This window comes from Saccharibacillus sp. CPCC 101409 (assembly GCF_030518235.1).
In the GTDB taxonomy this organism is placed as follows: domain Bacteria; phylum Bacillota; class Bacilli; order Paenibacillales; family Paenibacillaceae; genus Saccharibacillus.
Window position 1 is genome coordinate 1 of the sequence record NZ_JAULSA010000060.1, and the last position, 571, is coordinate 571.

The window sequence follows — 571 nt, forward strand, 5'->3', positions numbered from 1 at the left end:
AATCTCCGGATCAACGCTTACTTACAGCTCCCCGAAGCACTATCGCGGTTCGTCGCGTCCTTCATCGGCTCCTGGTGCCTAGGCATCCACCGTGCGCTCTTACTTGCTTAACCAATCGCTACGTGATGCCGCTGTATGTTCCGCTTGGTTTGGTTTCCTTCATCATTCGAAGATGAATCTTCGCCGAAAGGAAAACAAAATCCAAAAGTCGCGCACATCGCCATCACTTCGCTCTTCGTATTTTGAAATAGGTCTTCCACTTTACCCTCGCTGACACGCAGCTCGGAGAAGAAGAGATATTCCAGACGCAAAGTTATCGTTTCGGTATCCAGTTTTCAAGGAACAACTGACTTCATTGAAGTCAGATCGTTGGTTCATTTTCGGTTCATCACGGATTGTGCGAATGAAAAGGAATCAAGCAAGTTTCGAAAGAGTTTCCTCTCTCAAAACCGGATAGTGAAGGGAGTCTCTTATTTGTGATTCCCGAGAGAGAAGCGGGATGGAATGCCTGCGTTGCAGCAGACGATTCTCCATAGAAAGGAGGTGATCCAGCCGCACCTTCCGATACGGC

The 571-nt window shown here is 48.3% G+C and carries 1 rRNA gene; it reads right to left on the reverse strand.

Annotated features, from left to right (window positions below):
* Window positions 1–113: ribosomal RNA gene (locus QWJ34_RS27050) — 23S ribosomal RNA — on the reverse strand; the annotation flags it as partial.
* Window positions 114–571 lie beyond the last annotated feature (458 nt).